The sequence below is a fragment of the Pseudomonas thermotolerans DSM 14292 genome, from assembly GCF_000364625.1.
Lineage (GTDB): Bacteria > Pseudomonadota > Gammaproteobacteria > Pseudomonadales > Pseudomonadaceae > Aquipseudomonas > Aquipseudomonas thermotolerans.
The window spans coordinates 78,619-96,794 of the sequence record NZ_KB822614.1; the positions used below are offsets into that span (position 1 = coordinate 78,619).

Consider the following 18,176-nt stretch of genomic DNA (forward strand, 5'->3'; position numbering starts at 1 on the left):
ATGGCAAAGAGCTGTCATTTTTCTGGCGAGGCGTCTAGAACGGCTCATTGGGCGTTGAACGCCTGGCCGTTGACGCCCCGGCTGTCCGGTCCCATCAGGTACAGGTAGACCGGCATGATCTCTTCCGGCAGGGGGTTGTTCAGCGGGTTCTCCGCCGGGTAGGCCTGGGCGCGCATGGCGGTGCGGGTGGCCCCGGGGTTGACGCTGTTGGCGCGCACGTTGGCGACGCCGTCCAGCTCGTCGGCGAGGGTCTGCATCAGGCCTTCGGTGGCGAACTTGGAGACCCCGTAGGCGCCCCAGTAGGCGCGTCCCTTGCGACCCACGCTGCTCGAGGTGAAGATCACCGAGGCGTCCGGCGAGAGCTTGAGCAGCGGCAGCAGGGTGCTGGTAAGCATGAAGGTGGCGTTGACGTTGATGTGCATGACGCGCATGAAGTTCTCGCCGGAAAGCAGCTCCAGCGGCGTGCGCGGGCCGACGATGGAGGCGTTGTTGAGCAGGCCGTCGAGGCGCCCGAAGTTGCTCTCGACGGTCGCCGCCAGCTCGTCGTACTGGTGCGGCAGGGCGGTTTCCAGGTTGAAGGGGATGACCACCGGTTGCGGATGGCCGGCCGCCTCGATCTCGTCGTAGACCTGGTTGAGGTTTTCCTCGGTCTTGCCCAGCAGTAATACGGTGGCGCCGTGGGCCGCGAAGGTCTTGGCGGCGGCCGCGCCGATGCCGCGCCCGGCGCCGCTGATCAGGATCACTCGGTCCTTGAGCAGGTCGGGGCGGGCGGTGTAGTCGAACATGGGGGTGTCTCCTCGGAAGGGCTGCGGGCGTCGCGCCGCAGGCTTCAGGTTAAGGCGGATGGCGTCAGGGGCGGCAGGCTAGCAGCCGCACAGCGCCCGATCCAGGATGGCGCGCAGCTCCAGCGGGTGGTCGACCACCACGTCGGCGCCCCAGTGGCGGGCGTTGTCGTCCGGGTGGATGTAGCCGTAGCTGACCGCCGCGGTGCGCGTGCCGGCGGCGCGGCCGGCCTCGATGTCGCGCAGGTCGTCGCCGATGAACAGGGCTTCCGCCGGCTGGATGCCGAGCTTCGCACAGGCCAGCAGGAGCATTTCCGGATCCGGCTTGCTGCGGCTGACGTGGTCCGGGCAGACCAGTACCGCCGAGCGTTCGGCCAGGCCCAGGTCGCGCATGATCGGCTCGGCGTAGCGCAGCGGCTTGTTGGTGACCACTCCCCAGCGCAGGCGGGCGCGCTCGATGTCCTCGAGCAGCTCGGGGATGCCGTCGAACGGCCGGGTCAGCACCGCGCAGTGATTCTGGTAGCGCTCCAGGAACTCCTGGCGCAGCGGTTCGAAGTCCGGGGCCTCGGGATCGAGGGCGAAGCCGGTGGCGACCATTGCCCGAGCGCCGCCGGAGACCACGTCGCGGATGGTCTTCTCGGGCAGCGGCGGCAGGCCGCGCTCGGCGCGCATGGCCTGGGTGATGGCGATGAAGTCCGGCGCGCTGTCGAGCAGCGTGCCGTCCATGTCGAAAAGTACCGCGCGCAGCCGCATCACGCCTCCTTGAGCGTCTGGATCATATAGTTGACGTCGACGTCCGCGGCCAGTTTGTAGTGCTTGGTCAGCGGGTTGTAGGTCAGTCCGACGATGTCCTTGACCTCCAGGCCGACATTGCGGCACCAGGCGCCCAGCTCCGAGGGGCGGATGAACTTCTTGAAGTCGTGGGTGCCGCGCGGCAGCAGGCGCAGCAGGTACTCGGCGCCGATCACGGCGAACAGGTAGGACTTGGGATTGCGGTTGATGGTGGAGAAGAACACCTGACCGCCGGGCTTGACCAGGCGCTGGCAGGCGTCGATCACCGAGGCGGGGTCGGGCACGTGCTCGAGCATCTCCAGGCAGGTGACCACGTCGAACTGCCCGGGCTGCTCCTCGGCCAGGGCCTCGGCGGTGATCTGCCGGTACTCCACCGCCACCCCGGACTCCAGCTGGTGCAGCCGGGCCACGGCCAGCGGCGCCTCGCCCATGTCGATGCCGGTCACCGTGGCGCCGCGCTGGGCCATGGCTTCGCTGAGGATGCCGCCGCCGCAGCCGACGTCCAGCACCTTCTTGCCGGCCAGGCCGCCGACGTGTTCGTCGATCCAGTTGACGCGCAGCGGGTTGATGTCGTGCAGCGGCTTGAACTCGCTCTCGCGGTCCCACCAGCGGTGGGCGAGGGCCTCGAACTTGGCGATTTCGGCGTGATCGACGTTGCTCATGACGACTCCTTGGAAGGGGAAATTCAGTGGACCTTGCCGGCGATGCGTTCACCCCAGGTGCGACTGGTGGCGAGGATGCGCTCTTCGTCCAGGCGGGTCAGCCGGCCAGCGTCGAGCAGTTGCTTGCCGCCCACCCAGAGATGCTGCACGCAGTCGCGGGTGCTGGCGTAGATCAGTTGCGACACCGGGTCGTAGATGGGTTGCTGGGCCAGACGCGAGAGGTCGAAGGCAACCAGGTCGGCAAGCTTGCCGAGTTCCAGGGAGCCGGTTTCCTCCTCCAGACCCAGGGCGCGAGCGCCGTTCAGGGTGGCCATGCGCAGGGCGCGGTGAGCGTCCAGGGCGCTCGCCGAGCCGGCCACGGCCTTGGCCAGCAGGGCCGCCGTGCGGGTCTCGCCGAGCAGATCGAGATCGTTGTTGCTGGCCGCCCCATCGGTGCCGATGGCGACGTTGACGCCGGCGTTCCACAGACGTTCCACCGGGCAGAAGCCGCTGGCCAGCTTGAGGTTGGATTCGGGGCAGTGGATCACGCTGCTGTTGGTTTCCACCAGCAGGCCCAGGTCCTCGTCGTTCACCTGGGTCAGATGCACGGCCTGGAAGCGCGGGCCGAGCAGGCCTAGGCGGGCGAGCCGGGCCAGAGGGCGCATGCCGTGCAGCTCGAGGCTCTGCTGGACCTCGAAGGCGGTCTCGTGGACGTGCATGTGGATGCCGGCGTCCAGCTCCTCGGCCAGCACGCGGACGTTCTCCAGCCGGGCGTCACCCACCGAATAGGGCGCGTGGGGACCGAAAGCCACCTTGATGCGTGGGTGCAGCTTGAGGTTGTCGAACAGCTCCAGGCCCTTGCGCAGCGCCTCGTCGGCGTCGCGGGCGCCGGGGGTGGGGAAGTCCAGCACCGGAATGCACATCTGCGCGCGGATGCCGCTCCTGTGCACCCGTTCACTGGCCACTTCCGGGAAGAAGTACATGTCCGAGAAGCAGCTGATGCCGCCCTTGATCTGCTCGGCGATGGCCAGCTCGGTGCCGTCGCGGACGAACTCCTCGTCGACCCAGCGCGCCTCGGCCGGCCAGATGTGCTCCTTGAGCCAGGCGAGCAGCGGCAGGTCGTCGGCCAGGCCGCGGAACAGGCTCATGGCGGCATGGCCGTGGGCGTTGATCAGGCCGGGGGCGAGGAGGTGGCCGGGCAGCTCGCGGATTTCCCGGGCGGCGTGGCGCATGGCCTCGGCGCGTGGGGCGAGCAGCACGATGCGGCCGTCGCGCACGCCCAGGGCATGGTCCTTCCAAACGACGCCGGCCGGCTCGACGGGAACCAGCCAGGTCGGCAACAGCAGCAGGTCGAGTGGTGTAGACAGGTCGGACATGGTCGGCGTTCTGCGCGCTATCCCGGAGAATCCGGCAGTATAACCGAGCACCCGGTCGGGAGGATGGCTATAATCGGCGGTTTTGTTCTTCAGGTGGGGTAGGTGATGCGCGAACGCATGCTGGCAACGGAAAGGGTCAGGGCCGTCGAATGGCGTGACGGCCGGTTGTACCTGCTCGACCAGCGCCGCCTGCCGTTCGAGGAGCGCTGGCTCGGTCACGATACCGCGGCGGAGGTGGCTGCGGCGATCCGTCACATGGTGGTGCGCGGCGCGCCGGCGATCGGCATCGCCGCTGCCTACGGTCTGCTGCTCGGCGTCCGCGACCGGCTGGCGGCCGGCGGCGACTGGCGGGCGGCGCTCGAGGAGGACTTCGCCGAGCTGGCCGCGGCGCGGCCTACCGCGGTCAACCTGGCCTGGGCGTTGCAGCGCATGCGCGCCCGGCTGGATCGTCTGCGCAACGACGCCGGGGTGCTGGAGGCCCTGGAGGCCGAGGCGCGGGAGATCCACCAGAGCGACCGCGAGGCCAACCTGACCATGGCCCAGTACGGCGTCGAGCTGATCCGCAAGCACGACAAGGCGCCGCAGCGCATTCTCACCCACTGCAATGCTGGAGCCCTGGCCACCGGCGGTTTCGGCACCGCCCTCGGGGTGATTCGCGCAGCCTGGCTGGAGGGGCTGGTGGAGCAGGTCTATGCCGACGAGACCCGGCCCTGGCTGCAGGGCGCGCGACTGACCGCCTGGGAGCTGGCCGGCGAGGGCGTGCCGGTGAGCCTGGTGGCCGACGCCGCCGCCGCGCATCTGATGAAGACCCGCGGCATCGACTGGGTGATCGTCGGCGCCGACCGGATCACCGCCAACTGCGACGTGGCCAACAAGATCGGCACCTACCAGTTGGCAGTCAACGCCATGCACCATGGGGTGCGCTTCATGGTGGTGGCGCCCACCTCGACCATCGACATGAGCCTGGACAGCGGTGACGACATCCCCATCGAGGAGCGCGACGGTCGCGAGCTGCTGGAGATCGGTGGCCAGCCGCTGGCGGCCCGGGTGCCGGCGCTCAACCCGGTGTTCGACGTCACTCCGGCCGACCTGGTGGACGTGCTGGTCACCGAGCGCGGCGTCATCGAGCGTCCCGATGCCGCCAAGCTGGCCCTTCTGATGTGCCGCAAGCGCCTGCACTGATCCGTGCACCCCGCGCGGGTGGCGTACGTCCGGCTCCCGGTGCCCGGCGTCTGCGGAGTAGGAGTGGGCCGCCCTTTGTGGTAACCTCCGGCAGTTCTAAAGCGGTTGCTCGTGCTCCCCTGACGCATGGCATAACTCTTTGATTTGTCGTGAGTCGTTGCTGGCCAGTGGCCGGCGGCGGCGCGCTTCGCCTCAGTGAAGGATGGCGCGGCGTTTCACTAGAAAAAGGAACCAGGCTTCCCATGGGCGAACTGGCCAAAGAAATTCTCCCGGTCAACATCGAAGACGAACTGCGACAGTCCTACCTCGACTACGCAATGAGCGTGATCGTCGGGCGTGCCCTGCCGGACGCGCGTGATGGCCTGAAGCCGGTGCACCGGCGCGTGCTCTATGCCATGAGCGAGCTGGGCAACGACTGGAACAAGCCCTACAAGAAGTCCGCCCGTGTGGTCGGCGACGTGATCGGTAAGTACCACCCGCACGGTGACAGCGCGGTGTACGACACCATCGTGCGCATGGCCCAGCCGTTCTCCCTGCGCTACCTGCTGGTGGATGGTCAGGGCAACTTCGGTTCGGTGGACGGCGACAACGCCGCGGCCATGCGTTACACCGAGGTGCGCATGGCCAAGCTGGCCCACGAGCTGCTGGCCGACCTGGACAAGGAAACCGTCGACTGGGTGCCCAACTACGACGGCACCGAGCAGATTCCCGCGGTCCTGCCCACCAAGATCCCCAACCTGCTGGTCAACGGCTCCAGCGGCATCGCCGTGGGCATGGCCACCAACATTCCGCCGCACAACCTCGGCGAGGTGATCGACGGCTGCCTGGCGCTGATCGAGAACCCGGAGCTCTCCGTCGACGAACTGATGCAGTACATCCCCGGCCCGGACTTCCCCACCGCGGGGATCATCAACGGCCGCGCCGGCATCGTCGAGGCCTACCGCACCGGTCGCGGGCGCATCTACATCCGCGCCCGCGCCGAGATCGAGGACATCGAGAAGGGCGGTTCGCGGCAGCAGATCGTCATCACCGAGCTGCCCTACCAGCTGAACAAGGCGCGGCTGATCGAGAAGATCGCCGAGCTGGTGAAAGAGAAGAAGATCGAGGGCATCACCGAGCTGCGCGACGAGTCCGACAAGGACGGCATGCGCGTGGTCATCGAGCTGCGCCGCGGCGAGGTCGGCGAGGTGGTCCTCAACAACCTCTACGCCCAGACCCAACTGCAGAGCGTGTTCGGCATCAACGTGGTGGCCCTGGTCGACGGCCAGCCGAAGACCCTGAACCTCAAGGACATGCTCGAGGTGTTCATCCGCCACCGTCGCGAAGTGGTGACCCGGCGGACCGTCTTCGAGCTGCGCAAGGCCCGCGAGCGCGGTCACATCCTCGAAGGCCAGGCGGTGGCACTGTCCAACATCGACCCGGTGATCGAGCTGATCAAGACCTCGCCGACCCCGGCCGAGGCCAAGGAGCGTCTGATCGCCACCCCCTGGGAGTCCAGCGCCGTGCAGGCGATGGTCGAGCGCGCCGGCGCCGAGGCCTGCCGTCCCGAGGACCTGGATCCGCAGTACGGCCTGCGCGACGGCAAGTACTACCTGTCCCCGGAGCAGGCCCAGGCCATCCTCGATCTGCGCCTGCACCGCCTGACCGGTCTGGAGCACGAGAAGCTGCTCGCCGAGTACCAGGAGATCCTCGCCCTGATCGGCGAACTGATCCGCATCCTGACCAGCCCCGAGCGCCTCATGGAAGTGATCCGCGAGGAGCTGGAGAAGGTCAAGGCCGAGTTCGGAGACGCCCGCCGCACCGAGATCCGCGCCGCCCAGGAAGACCTCACCGTGGCCGACCTGATCCCCGAGGAAGAGCGCGTGGTGACCATCTCCCACGGCGGCTACGCGAAGAGCCAGCCGCTGGCCGCCTACCAGGCGCAGCGCCGCGGCGGCAAGGGCAAGTCGGCCACCGGAGTGAAGGACGAGGACTACATCGAACATCTGGTGGTGGCCAACAGCCATGCGACCCTGCTGCTGTTCTCCAGCAAGGGCAAGGTCTACTGGCTGCGCACCTTCGAGATTCCCGAGGCATCGCGCACAGCCCGCGGCCGTCCGCTGGTCAACCTGCTGCCCCTGGAAGAGGGCGAGCGCATCACCGCGGTCCTGCAGGTGGACCTGGAGGCCCTGCAACGGGAGGCCGACGAGGAGGACCTGGAGGAAGAAACCGCCAGCGCCGTGATCGAGGGCGAGCTGGTCGAGGCGGAAGCCGAGGACGCCGACGGCGATACCCCGGAACTGGTCGCCGAGCCCACCGGCGCCTACATCTTCATGGCCACCGCCTTCGGTACCGTGAAGAAGACCCCGCTGTCGCAGTTCAGCCGTCCGCGTTCCAGCGGCCTGATCGCCCTGCGCCTGGACGAGGGCGATACCCTGATCGCCGCCGCCATCACCGACGGCGCCCGCGAGGTCATGCTGTTCTCCAGCGGCGGCAAGGTGCTGCGCTTCGCCGAGAGCCTGGTCCGCCCCATGGGACGGACCGCCCGCGGCGTGCGCGGCATGCGCCTGCCGGAAGGCCAGCGGCTGATCTCCATGCTGATCCCCGAGTCGGGGGCGCAGATCCTCACCGCCTCCGAGCGCGGCTACGGCAAGCGCACCGAGCTGGGCAAGTTCCCGCGCCGCGGGCGTGGCGGCCAGGGGGTGATCGCCATGGTGATCAACGAGCGCAACGGCCCGCTGGTCGGCGCCGTGCAGGTCCAGGAAGGCGAGGAGATCATGCTGATCTCCGACCAGGGCACCCTGGTCCGCACCCGCGTCGACGAGGTCCGCGGGGCGGGGCGCAACACCCAGGGCGTGATTCTCATCAAGCTGGCCGAAGACGAGAAGCTGGTCGGCCTGGAACGCGTACAGGAGCCTTCCGGCGGCGACGAAGACGAGCTGGACGGCGAACAAACCGATGTAGTGGCGCCGGAGGTCGACGCCACCCCGAGCAACGAAGAGTGATACAGACGTGACCAAGCGAGCCCATAACTTCTGCGCCGGCCCGGCCGCGCTTCCCACTGCCGTCCTGGAGCGTGCCCAGGCAGAAATGCTCGACTGGCAGGGCAAGGGGCTCTCCGTGATGGAGATGAGCCATCGCAGCGAGGAGTTCGTCGCCATCGCCGAGAAGGCGGAGCAGGACCTGCGCGAGCTGCTGAACGTGCCCAGCCACTACAAGGTGCTGTTCATGCAGGGCGGCGCCAGCCAGCAGTTCGCCCAGATCCCCCTGAACCTGCTTCCCGAAGGGGCGACCGCCGACTACGTGGAAACCGGCATCTGGTCGAAGAAGGCCCTGGAAGAGGCGCGACGCTTCGGCAACGTCAACGTGGCGGCCAGCGGCAAGGCGCTGGACTTCTTCGACATCCCCGCGCAGAGCGAGTGGCAGCTGACCAAGGGCGCCGCCTATCTGCACTACTGCAGCAACGAGACCATCGGCGGCGTACAGTTCGACTGGGTGCCCGAGGTGGAAGCCCCGCTCGTGGTGGACATGTCCTCGGACATCCTCTCCCGGCCGATCGACGTGTCCCGGTACGGCATGATCTACGCCGGCGCGCAGAAGAACATCGGCCCCTCCGGCCTGGTGGTGGCGATCGTCCGCGAGGACCTGATCGGCCACGCCCGGAGCATCTGCCCGACCATGCTCAACTACAAGACCGCCGCCGACAACGGCTCCATGTACAACACCCCGGCCACCTATTCCTGGTACCTGGCCGGCCTGGTGTTCGAATGGCTGAAGGAGCAGGGCGGCGTCGCGGCCATGGAGCAGCGCAACCGCGCCAAGAAGGAACTGCTCTACAAGGCCATCGACAGTAGCGACTTCTACACCAACCCGATCCGGCCGGCGGCACGCTCCTGGATGAACGTGCCGTTCCGCCTGGCCGACGAGCGCCTCGACAAGGCCTTCCTGGCCGGCGCCGAGGCCCGTGGCCTGCTCAACCTCAAGGGCCACCGCTCGGTAGGCGGCATGCGCGCCTCCATCTACAACGCCCTGGGCCTGGATGCGGTCGAGGCCCTGGTCGCCTACATGGCCGAGTTCGAGAAGGAGCACGCCTGACATGAGCGACGTCGATCAGCTCAAGGCCCTGCGCGTGCGCATCGACAGCCTCGACGAGAAGATCCTCGAGCTGATCAGCGAACGCGCCCGCTGCGCCCAGGAAGTGGCGCGGGTGAAGATGCAGAACCTGGCCGAGGGCGAGAAGCCGGTGTTCTACCGGCCGGAGCGCGAGGCCTGGGTGCTCAAGCACATCATGGAACTGAACAAGGGGCCGCTGGGCAACGAGGAGATCGCCCGGTTGTTCCGCGAGATCATGTCCTCCTGCCTGGCCCTGGAGCAGCCGCTCAAGGTGGCCTACCTGGGCCCGGAGGGCACCTTCAGCCAGGCGGCGGCGATGAAGCACTTCGGCCACGCGGTGATCAGCGTGCCCATGGCGGCGATCGACGAGGTGTTCCGCGAAGTGGCCGCCGGTGCGGTGAACTTCGGCGTGGTGCCGGTGGAAAACTCCACCGAGGGCGCCATCAACCACACCCTGGACAGCTTCCTCGAGCACGACCTGGTGATCTGCGGCGAGGTGGAGCTGCGCATCCACCACCACCTGCTGGTGGGCGAGAACACCCAGACCGAGAAGATCTCCCGGATCTATTCCCACGCCCAGTCCCTGGCCCAGTGCCGCAAGTGGCTGGACGCCCACTACCCGAACGTCGAGCGCGTGGCGGTGTCCAGCAACGCGGATGCCGCCAAGCGGGTGAAGAGCGAGTGGAACAGCGCGGCGATCGCCGGCGACATGGCGGCCAAGCTGTACGGCCTGACCAAGCTCTACGAGAAGATCGAGGACCGCCCGGACAACTCCACGCGCTTCCTGATCATCGGCAACCAGGAAGTGCCGCCGACCGGCGACGACAAGACCTCCATCATCGTCTCCATGCGCAACAAGCCCGGAGCCCTGCATGAGCTGCTGGTACCCTTCCACACCAACGGCATCGACCTGACCCGCATCGAGACCCGGCCGTCGCGCAGCGGCAAGTGGACCTACGTGTTCTTCATCGACTTCGTCGGCCACCACAAGGACCCGCTGATCAAGGACGTGCTGGAAAAGATCAACCAGGACGCCGTGGCACTCAAGGTGCTGGGCTCCTATCCCAAGGCAGTTCTGTAATCTGCAGCGCGCACTGCGTGCCCCGTGCCACCTGAGCCAGGGGGTGGGGCACGCAGCCTGAAGCTCGAGGCTTATAGCTATGTCCTGTGATTTCCTCGCCCTGGCCCAGCCGGGAGTGCAAAAGCTGTCCCCCTACGTACCCGGCAAGCCGGTGGACGAACTGGCCCGCGAACTGGGCCTGGACCCGGCCGGCATCATCAAGCTGGCCAGCAACGAAAACCCGCTCGGTCCCTCGCCCAGGGTGCTGGAGGCGGTGCGTCGCGAACTTTCGGAACTGACCCGCTATCCGGACGGCAACGGCTTCGAGCTGAAGCAGAAGCTCGCCCAGCGCTGCGGCGTGCGCCCGGAGCAGGTGACCCTCGGCAACGGCTCCAACGACGTCCTCGACCTGGTGGCCCGCGCCTACCTGGCGCCCGGCCTGAACGCGGTATTCAGCGAGCACGCCTTCGCCGTCTACCCGATCGCCACCCAGGCGGTCGGCGCCCAGGGCAAGGTAGTGCCGGCCCGTGACTACGGCCACGACCTGGAGGCCATGCTCGCCGCCATCGACGCGCAGACCCGCGTGGTGTTCATCGCCAACCCCAACAACCCGACCGGCACCTGGTTCGGCCCTCAGGCCCTGGCCGACTTCCTCGCCCGGGTGCCGGAACAGGTGCTGGTGGTGCTCGACGAGGCCTACATCGAATACGCCTCCGGCGACGAGCTGCCGAACGGCCTCGACTATCTGGCCCGGTACCCGAACCTGCTGGTCTCCCGCACCTTCTCCAAGGCATATGGCCTGGCCGCCTTGCGGGTCGGCTACGGGCTGTCCTCGCCGCAGGTGGCCGACGTGCTCAACCGCGTGCGCCAGCCGTTCAACGTCAACAGCCTGGCCCTGGCGGCCGCCTGTGCGGCGCTGGACGACAGCGACTACCTGGCCGAGAGCCGACGGATCAACGATGCCGGCATGCGCCAGCTGGAGGAGGGCTTCCGCGCCCTGGGTCTGAAGTGGATTCCCTCCAAGGGCAACTTCATCGCCGTGGACTTCGGCCGCGATGCTGCGCCGATCAATCAGGCGCTGCTGGCCGCCGGGGTGATCGTCCGCCCGGTAGCCGGCTACGGCATGCCCACCTTCCTGCGCGTCTCCATCGGTACCGAGGCGGAGAACGCCCGCTTCCTCGAGGTGCTGGGGCAGGTACTGGCCCGTGGTTGAGCGTCCGCTGAACCGCCTGGTGGTGATCGGCCTGGGCCTGATCGGCGGCTCCTTCGCCAAGGGGCTGCGTGACAAGGGCCTGTTCCGCGAGGTGGTCGGCGTCGATCTGGACGCCGAATCGCGCCGCCTGGCGGTGGAGCTGGGCGTGGTGGACCGCTGCGAGACCGACCTGGCCGCCGCCTGCCGCGGCGCCGACGTGATCCAGCTGGCGGTGCCGATCCTTGCCATGGAGAAGCTCCTCGGCGAGCTGGCCCGCCTCGATTTGGGCGAGGCGGTGCTCACCGACGTGGGCAGCGCCAAGGGCAACGTGGTGCGCGCCGCCCGCGAGTCCTTCGGCGGCGTGCCGGCGCGCTTCGTGCCCGGCCATCCGATCGCCGGCTCGGAGCGGAGCGGGGTGGAGGCGGCCAACGGCGAGCTGTTCCGCCGTCACAAGGTGATCCTCACCCCGCTGGAAGGCAACGACCCGGCGGCCCTGGCGCTGATCGACCGCCTGTGGCGAGCCCTGGGCGCCGACGTGGAGCACATGGAGGTCGAGCACCACGACGAGGTGCTGGCCGCCACCAGCCACCTGCCGCACCTGCTGGCCTTCGCGCTGGTCGACTCGCTGGCCAAGCGCAACGAGAACCTGGAGATATTCCGCTATGCCGCCGGCGGCTTCCGCGATTTCACGCGGATCGCCGGCAGCGACCCGGTGATGTGGCACGACATCTTCCTCGCCAATCGCCAGGCGGTATTGCGTACCCTGGACGCATTTCGCGACGACCTCGACGCCCTGCGCGACGCGGTCGACGCTGGGGACGGGCACAAGCTGCTCGGCGTGTTCACCCGCGCCCGCTTCGCCCGTGAGCATTTCAGCAAAATCCTGGCCCGCAGGGCCTATGTGGACGCCATGCACTCGAACGACCTGATCTACCTTGCCAATCCCGGTGGCTCCCTCTCCGGCCGCATCCGCGTGCCCGGCGACAAGTCCATCTCGCACCGCTCGATCATGCTCGGCTCGCTGGCCGAAGGTACCACCCAGGTCGAGGGCTTCCTCGAAGGCGAGGACGCCTTGGCCACCCTGCAGGCCTTCCGCGACATGGGCGTGGTCATCGAGGGCCCGCACCACGGCAAGGTGACCATCCACGGCGTTGGCCTGCACGGCCTCAAGCCGCCGCCCGGCCCGCTCTACCTGGGCAACTCGGGCACCTCCATGCGCCTGCTTTCCGGCCTGCTCGCCGCCCAGCCGTTCGATACCGTGCTGACCGGCGACGCCTCGCTGTCCAAGCGGCCGATGAGCCGGGTGGCCAAGCCGCTGCGCGAAATGGGCGCGGTGATCGAGACCGGGCCGGAAGGGCGTCCGCCGCTGACCATCCGCGGTGGCCAGAAGCTCACCGGCATGCACTACGACATGCCCATGGCCAGCGCCCAGGTGAAATCCTGCCTCCTCCTCGCCGGCCTCTACGCCGCTGGCGAGACCAGCGTGACCGAGCCGGCGCCGACCCGCGACCACACCGAGCGCATGCTGCGCGGCTTCGGCTACCCGGTGAGCGTGGAAGGCAGCACCGCCCGCGTCGAGTCCGGCCACAAGCTGGTCGCCACCCACATCGAGGTGCCGGCGGACATCTCCTCGGCGGCCTTCTTCCTGGTCGCGGCGAGCATCGCCGAAGGCTCCGAGCTGCTCCTCGAGCACGTCGGGGTGAACCCGACCCGTACCGGGGTGATCGACATCCTCAAGCTCATGGGCGCCGACATCACACTCGAGAACGAGCGGGAAGTGGGCGGCGAGCCGGTGGCGGACATCCGCGTGCGTTCCGCTAAGCTGAAAGGGATCGACATCCCCGAGGACCTGGTGCCGCTGGCCATCGACGAGTTCCCGGTGCTGTTCGTCGCCGCCGCCTGCGCCGAGGGACGCACCGTGCTGCGTGGCGCCGAGGAGCTGCGGGTCAAGGAATCCGACCGCATCCAGGTGATGGCGGATGGCCTGAACGCCCTGGGCGTCAAGGCCGAGCCCACCGCCGACGGCATCATCATCGAGGGCGGTCCGATCGGCGGCGGCGAGGTATGGAGCCATGGCGACCACCGCATCGCCATGTCCTTCAGCGTGGCCGCGCTGCGCGCCACGGCGCCGATTCGCATCCACGACTGCGCCAACGTCGCCACCTCGTTCCCGAACTTCATCGGCCTGGCCAATCAGGCCGGGATCCGCGTCAGCGTAGAAGGTGAAAACTGATGAACAACCGGACTCCGGTCATCACCATCGACGGGCCCAGCGGCTCCGGCAAGGGCACGGTCGCCGGCCTGCTGGCCAAGCGTCTGGGCTGGAAGCTGCTGGATTCCGGGGCGCTCTACCGCCTGCTGGCCTTCGCCGCGCGCAACCACGGCGTCGACCTCACCAACGAAGAGGCCCTCAGGGTGCTGGCCGCCCACCTGGACGTGCAGTTCGTCGCCGCCGAAGGCGGCCAGCCGCAGCGCATCATCCTCGAAGGGGAGGAGGTGACCGACGTGATCCGCACCGAGCAGGTCGGTGCCGGCGCCTCCCAGGTCGCCGCCCTGCCGGCGGTGCGCGAGGCCCTGCTGCAGCGCCAGCGGGCCTTCCGCGAACCGCCGGGGCTGATCGCCGACGGCCGCGACATGGGCACCGTGGTGTTCCCCGACGCGCCGCTGAAGATCTTTCTGACCGCCAGCGCGGAGGAAAGGGCACGCAGGCGCTATCTTCAGTTGAAGGCCAAGGGGCAGGATGTTAATCTAGCGAGTCTGCTAGAAGAGATTCGCGAACGCGATGAGCGCGACATGCAGCGAGCTGTCGCTCCGCTCAAGCCGGCGCCCGACGCGGTCCAACTGGACTCGACCGAACTCTCCATCGAGCAGGTGCTGGAACGCATCTTGAGCGAAGTCGCCGATCGCGACCTTGCCGGATGACCAGGGAAGCGCTTGGGATACCAGTCAAAGCCCGGCGCTTTCCTTGACTCAAACGACCCCACATTGGGCTGGAATGTGGCAGATGGGCGGATGGTCGCCCCGATCAATTCAGGAATCAACATGAGCGAAAGCTTTGCAGAACTTTTTGAAGAAAGCCTCAAGTCCCTCGACATGCAGCCGGGTGCCATCATCACCGGTACCGTGGTCGACATCGATGGTGACTGGGTTACTGTCCACGCCGGTCTGAAATCCGAGGGCGTCATCCCGGTCGAGCAGTTCCTCAACGAACAGGGCGAACTGACCATCAAAGTGGGTGACGAAGTGCACGTCGCGCTGGACGCCGTGGAAGACGGCTTCGGCGAGACCAAGCTGTCCCGCGAGAAGGCCAAGCGTGCGGAATCCTGGATTGTTCTGGAAGCGGCTTTCGCTGCCGAAGAAGTGGTCAAGGGCGTCATCAACGGCAAGGTCAAGGGCGGTTTCACCGTCGATCTGAACGGCATTCGCGCGTTCCTGCCGGGCTCCCTGGTAGACGTGCGCCCGGTGCGCGATACCACCCACCTGGAAGGCAAAGAGCTCGAATTCAAGGTCATCAAGCTCGACCAGAAGCGCAACAACGTCGTGGTTTCCCGCCGCAGCGTGCTGGAAGCCGAGAACAGTGCCGAGCGTGAAGCGCTGCTGGAATCCCTGCAGGAAGGTCAGCAGGTCAAGGGTATCGTCAAGAACCTCACCGACTACGGTGCGTTCGTCGACCTTGGCGGCGTGGACGGCCTGCTGCACATCACCGACATGGCCTGGAAGCGCATCAAGCACCCGTCCGAGATCGTCAACGTCGGCGACGAGATCGAGGTCAAGGTCCTCAAGTACGACCGCGAGCGCAACCGCGTCTCCCTGGGTCTGAAGCAACTGGGCGAAGACCCGTGGGTTGCCATCAAGGCCCGTTATCCGGAAGGTACCCGCGTCATGGCCCGCGTCACCAACCTCACCGACTACGGCTGCTTCGCCGAGCTGGAAGAGGGCGTGGAAGGCCTGGTGCACGTCTCCGAAATGGACTGGACCAACAAGAACATCCACCCGTCGAAGGTCGTTCAGGTCGGCGACGAAGTGGAAGTCATGGTTCTGGACATCGACGAAGAGCGTCGTCGCATCTCCCTGGGTATCAAGCAGTGCAAGACCAACCCGTGGGAAGACTTCTCCAGCCGCTACAACAAGGGCGACCGCATCACCGGTACCATCAAGTCGATCACCGACTTCGGTATCTTCATCGGCCTGGAAGGCGGCATCGACGGTCTGGTGCACCTGTCCGACATCTCCTGGAACGAGCCGGGTGAAGAAGCCGTTCGCCGCTTCAAGAAAGGCGACGAGCTGGAAACCATCATCCTCTCCGTGGATCCGGAGCGCGAGCGCATCTCCCTGGGCATCAAGCAGCTGGAAGACGATCCGTTCTCCAGCTACGTGTCCCTGAACGACAAGGGCTCCGTGGTTCGCGGCACCGTCAAGGAAGTCGATGCCAAGGGCGCCATCGTGACCCTGGCCACCGACGTCGAAGCCGTGCTGAAGGCCTCCGAAATCAGCCGTGACCGCGTCGAAGATGCGCGCAACGTGCTGAAAGTCGGCGACGAAGTCGAAGCCAAGATCATCAGCGTCGATCGCAAGTCCCGCGTCATCAACCTGTCCATCAAGTCGAAAGACGTCGAGGACGAGAAAGATGCGCTGAACCACCTGCGCAAGCAGGAAGTGGAAACCACTGGTCCGACCACCATCGGTGATCTGATCCGTGCCCAGATGGAAAACCAGGGCTAATTACCCAGGGCTTCATCTGAATGTAAAAAGGGCGACCCCTCGGGCCGCCCTTTTTCATTGAGGAGAAGAGTCCAAGGGGGGAGAGCTACTGCGGACTTGACTATTGAGGGAAATTGGGCTGTTCAAAGCCGGCTGCGCATGCTAAAACCCTTCAAGAGCTGATCTAGCCGCTTGAAATAGAAGGGAAAACCATGACCAAGTCGGAGTTGATCGAACGTATCGCCAGTCAGCAGGGACAGTTATCGGCCAAGGACGTAGAGCTGGCCATCAAGACCATGCTGGAGCAGATGTCCCAGGCCTTGGCGACAGGTGACCGTATCGAGATTCGCGGTTTTGGTAGCTTTTCTCTTCACTACCGCGCCCCCCGCATCGGTCGTAACCCGAAGACTGGCGAGTCCGTCCGTCTGGATGGCAAGTACGTACCGCACTTCAAGCCGGGCAAGGAGCTTCGTGATCGGGTCAACGAAGATCTGGGTTCCTGACCCGTTCGTCCGATACCCCGTGATTACCCTCAAATCAATCGCAAGGGAGAAAACTCTCTAGGGAAACTCTGAAAAAGCCCGTTTTTCGCGAAACCGCTGCCCTGTATCCCGCATGGTTACTGGGCAGCATTTTTCGAGAAAGGACTTTTTCAGACCATCCCTAGCTCTCTTGCAGTCTACGTAAATTTCAAGACCGGAGGTGCAGTTGTCCCAGGTTCTGGGTGCGCCGAGAGTGTCACATACCCCGTGATCCGTATGCTCCCTCAGCATCCGTGCTCACAAGGCAGGTCACGCGAGGCGGGGGTCGTAACCCCAAGTGGTGGGGTATTCTTACTTTCTAATTGATGTGGCGGGGCAGGTGTGCCCCGCCATACCACAATAAAGATAGCTAGTGGATGCCGTGATGGATGAGTCTCAAGTAACTCGTGTTGCTGCGAATGACGAAATCGACCTGATTGAATTGTTCCGTTCCCTATGGGAACAGAAGTGGTTGATTTTATTAGTGACTTTCCTTGTTACTGGAGCGGCGGCAGCTTATGCGTTCCTTAGCAAGCCCATTTACGAGGCTCGGGTTGCCGTATTGCCTCCGTCTTTGAGTAACGTTGCTGGTTTTAACTTGGGGCGAACCAAGGAAGTAGGGCTGGAGCCTTTCAAGGTACAGGACGTTTACGAGGTCTTTACCCGTAATCTTCAAGCCGATGAAACTCGGCGTCTTTTCTTCGAAGGTGTCTATCTGCCGTCTCTCGATGAGAGTGAGCGCAAGGCCCCGCGTGACCGGCTCTACGAGTCTTTTAGCAAGGTCCTGAGCATCAAGGCGCCGGATAAGAATCAGCCGAACCGCTATCAAGTGGTGGTGGAGCATGAGGATCCGGAGGTGGCCGCAAATTGGGTTCGTCGATATACGGAAGATGTGGCGCGACGGTCTCTCGAAGAGATGATCGAAAACGCACAGAGGGAGATCGAAGTAAAGGAGCGTGATGTCGAGCAGCGTATCGATAGCCTGCGTGATACGGCAAAAGCGCGCCGAGAAGACCGAATCATCCGGCTACGGGAGGCTCTGACGGTTGCCGAGGCAGTAGGCCTGGAAAAAACCCCGGTGATTAGTGGGCAGGTCGTCGAGCAACTCTCCGCATTCATGGATGGCTCTCTAATGTACATGCGTGGTAGCAAGGCACTGAAGGCCGAGATCCAGGCGCTGGAGAGTCGTGTGTCGGATGATCCGTTTATCCCAACCCTCCGCACCCTGCAGGAGCAGCAAAGGCTCTTCAATAGCTTGAGCATCAATCCCGAAAAGGTCGCTGTGTTTCGCCAAGATGGTGCTGTGGAAACCCCGGATACTCCTGTGAGGCCAAAAAAGGCTCTGGTCATGGCGATTGGGCTGGTATTGGGCGGCATGCTAGGCATTTTTCTGGCGCTTATTCGAGTGCTTTTCCAGCGGCACGAGCGCGAAGCATGAGGTTACTTTCATCACGCGCATGCGCCACGGGCCATCGCGGATCCGCCTGGCGCCTCGCGCACTGCAAGCCTCGTCAGGATGAGCGTGCGCTGGATCACCTCATTCGACAGGGATTTGAAGGCCAAGGCACAAGTGCGAGCGAAGGTCGAGCACCCGTTTCGAGTGATCAAGCGCCAGTTTGGTTACACCAAGGTGCGCTTCCGTGGCCTGGCCAAGAACACCGCACAACTGATTACGCTGTTTGCGCTGTCGAATCTGTGGATGGCGCGGCGGCATTTACTCGCGAACACAGGAGAGGTGCGCCTGTAACACGGCGAATAGCCGCTACGGGGTGCGCGTAGCGGCTAAAAACCCTACATAAGTAGTCGATCTGAGCAGTTTTTGATCGATGGACCGCTT

14 protein-coding genes and 1 pseudogene are annotated in these 18,176 nt (G+C 65.6%); 11 read left to right on the forward strand and 4 right to left on the reverse strand.

Going from position 1 to position 18,176, the window contains the following annotated elements; genetic code table 11:
- Positions 1-44 precede the first annotated feature (44 nt).
- From H165_RS0112870 to H165_RS0112885, 4 genes are all read right to left on the reverse strand, one after another.
- Complete coding sequence (locus H165_RS0112870; RefSeq protein ID WP_017939344.1) at positions 45-785, reverse strand: YciK family oxidoreductase; 741 nt, start codon at positions 783-785, stop codon at positions 45-47.
- Between the two features lie 78 nt (positions 786-863).
- A complete protein-coding gene (gene mupP, locus H165_RS0112875; protein WP_017939345.1) occupies positions 864-1,535 on the reverse strand; it encodes an N-acetylmuramic acid 6-phosphate phosphatase MupP in 672 nt (223 codons plus the stop codon).
- The gene (ubiG, locus tag H165_RS0112880; RefSeq protein ID WP_017939346.1) at positions 1,535-2,236 is read right to left on the reverse strand and encodes a bifunctional 2-polyprenyl-6-hydroxyphenol methylase/3-demethylubiquinol 3-O-methyltransferase UbiG; all 702 of its coding nucleotides are present in this window, start codon (positions 2,234-2,236) and stop codon (positions 1,535-1,537) included. The genes mupP and ubiG overlap by 1 nt, the downstream gene beginning before the upstream one ends.
- 23 nt (positions 2,237-2,259) lie before the next feature.
- A complete protein-coding gene (locus H165_RS0112885) occupies positions 2,260-3,591 on the reverse strand; it encodes a TRZ/ATZ family hydrolase (RefSeq protein WP_017939347.1) in 1,332 nt (443 codons plus the stop codon).
- Between the two features lie 105 nt (positions 3,592-3,696).
- Between H165_RS0112885 and mtnA the strand changes: the two genes are divergently transcribed.
- From mtnA to H165_RS0112940, 11 genes and pseudogenes are all read left to right on the forward strand, one after another.
- Positions 3,697-4,773, forward strand: coding sequence for an S-methyl-5-thioribose-1-phosphate isomerase (gene mtnA / locus H165_RS0112890; RefSeq protein ID WP_026146608.1), 1,077 nt, complete (start codon positions 3,697-3,699; stop codon positions 4,771-4,773).
- Between the two features lie 242 nt (positions 4,774-5,015).
- Positions 5,016-7,757 carry a DNA gyrase subunit A gene (gene gyrA / locus H165_RS0112895; protein ID WP_017939349.1) on the forward strand — a complete coding sequence of 914 codons (2,742 nt, stop codon included), beginning with the start codon at positions 5,016-5,018 and terminating at the stop codon, positions 7,755-7,757.
- 7 nt (positions 7,758-7,764) lie between these two features.
- Complete coding sequence (serC, locus tag H165_RS0112900) at positions 7,765-8,847, forward strand: 3-phosphoserine/phosphohydroxythreonine transaminase (RefSeq protein WP_026146609.1); 1,083 nt, start codon at positions 7,765-7,767, stop codon at positions 8,845-8,847.
- A 1-nt stretch (position 8,848) separates the two neighbouring features.
- Positions 8,849-9,946, forward strand: coding sequence for a prephenate dehydratase (pheA, locus tag H165_RS0112905; RefSeq protein ID WP_017939351.1), 1,098 nt, complete (start codon positions 8,849-8,851; stop codon positions 9,944-9,946).
- Positions 9,947-10,025: 79 nt separating this feature from the next.
- Positions 10,026-11,138: a histidinol-phosphate transaminase gene (gene hisC / locus H165_RS0112910; RefSeq protein ID WP_017939352.1), complete on the forward strand. Its 1,113-nt coding sequence runs from the start codon at positions 10,026-10,028 to the stop codon at positions 11,136-11,138.
- Entirely contained in the window at positions 11,131-13,350 is a 2,220-nt protein-coding gene (locus H165_RS0112915) for a bifunctional prephenate dehydrogenase/3-phosphoshikimate 1-carboxyvinyltransferase (protein ID WP_017939353.1), read from the forward strand. The genes hisC and H165_RS0112915 overlap by 8 nt, the downstream gene beginning before the upstream one ends.
- Positions 13,350-14,039 carry a (d)CMP kinase gene (gene cmk, locus H165_RS0112920; RefSeq protein ID WP_017939354.1) on the forward strand — a complete coding sequence of 230 codons (690 nt, stop codon included), beginning with the start codon at positions 13,350-13,352 and terminating at the stop codon, positions 14,037-14,039. The genes H165_RS0112915 and cmk overlap by 1 nt, the downstream gene beginning before the upstream one ends.
- Before the next feature lie 120 nt (positions 14,040-14,159).
- On the forward strand, positions 14,160-15,839 hold the full coding sequence (rpsA, locus tag H165_RS0112925; protein ID WP_017939355.1) for a 30S ribosomal protein S1: 1,680 nt from the start codon (positions 14,160-14,162) through the stop codon (positions 15,837-15,839).
- Positions 15,840-16,030: 191 nt separating this feature from the next.
- On the forward strand, positions 16,031-16,321 hold the full coding sequence (ihfB, locus tag H165_RS0112930; RefSeq protein ID WP_017939356.1) for an integration host factor subunit beta: 291 nt from the start codon (positions 16,031-16,033) through the stop codon (positions 16,319-16,321).
- A 403-nt stretch (positions 16,322-16,724) separates the two neighbouring features.
- Positions 16,725-17,777 carry an LPS O-antigen chain length determinant protein WzzB gene (locus H165_RS0112935; protein WP_017939357.1) on the forward strand — a complete coding sequence of 351 codons (1,053 nt, stop codon included), beginning with the start codon at positions 16,725-16,727 and terminating at the stop codon, positions 17,775-17,777.
- A gap of 117 nt (positions 17,778-17,894) precedes the next feature.
- A pseudogene (locus tag H165_RS0112940) lies at positions 17,895-18,086 on the forward strand (transposase); the annotation flags it as partial.
- Positions 18,087-18,176: the final 90 nt, after the last annotated feature.